Annotated in this window: 1 protein-coding gene; it reads left to right on the forward strand. The window is 42.5% G+C overall.

Annotation, left to right across the window (positions count from 1 at the left end; all coding sequences use genetic code 11):
• Window positions 1–525 (forward strand): IS4 family transposase (locus BALCAV_RS20965; protein ID WP_040324351.1); only part of this gene is annotated, 525 nt, incomplete at its 5' end.
• Window positions 526–537: the final 12 nt, after the last annotated feature.

A 537-nucleotide genomic window follows, 5' to 3' on the forward strand; every position in this document is an offset into this window, starting at 1 on the left:
ATGAAAGAGAACATCGAGATCACTCGACCTCATTCGTTAAAGAGACTCGAACAACCACATTCACCGGTGACTCGTGACATCACATGCTTGCTTGGAACCCTACAATCTCGCTCCAAGCAGCGTCATCGTGTCGTCTTTTTTACGGATGACAAAGGACGAGAAATCCGAGTCGTCACCAATCTTATCAAAGTGACACCAGAGGTTATTGCGGATATGTATAAAGCCCGCTGGAAGATCGAGACATTCTTTCGGTGGATCAAACAAAACTTAAATGTTCCTGTTCTGTTTGGGACGACGGAAAATGCCGTCTTTAATCAACTGTTCGCGGCCCTAATCACTTATGTTTTACTGAAATGGCTCTATACAAAAGCATCTAAAGGGCGGGTTTTTAAACGAATATCGTTCGTTTCTTTTCAACGAAAGCTGCTCGAAAACAATTTACCGATTGATTGGCATTCGGAAATAGCTTATATGTTGAAAAACTATCGAGCCTTCCAAGGGAGCGGTCTGTCTAATTTTGGATAATCAACACTCATG

This window comes from Alkalihalobacillus alcalophilus ATCC 27647 = CGMCC 1.3604, assembly GCF_000292245.2.
In the GTDB taxonomy this organism is placed as follows: domain Bacteria; phylum Bacillota; class Bacilli; order Bacillales; family Bacillaceae_D; genus Alkalihalobacillus; species Alkalihalobacillus alcalophilus.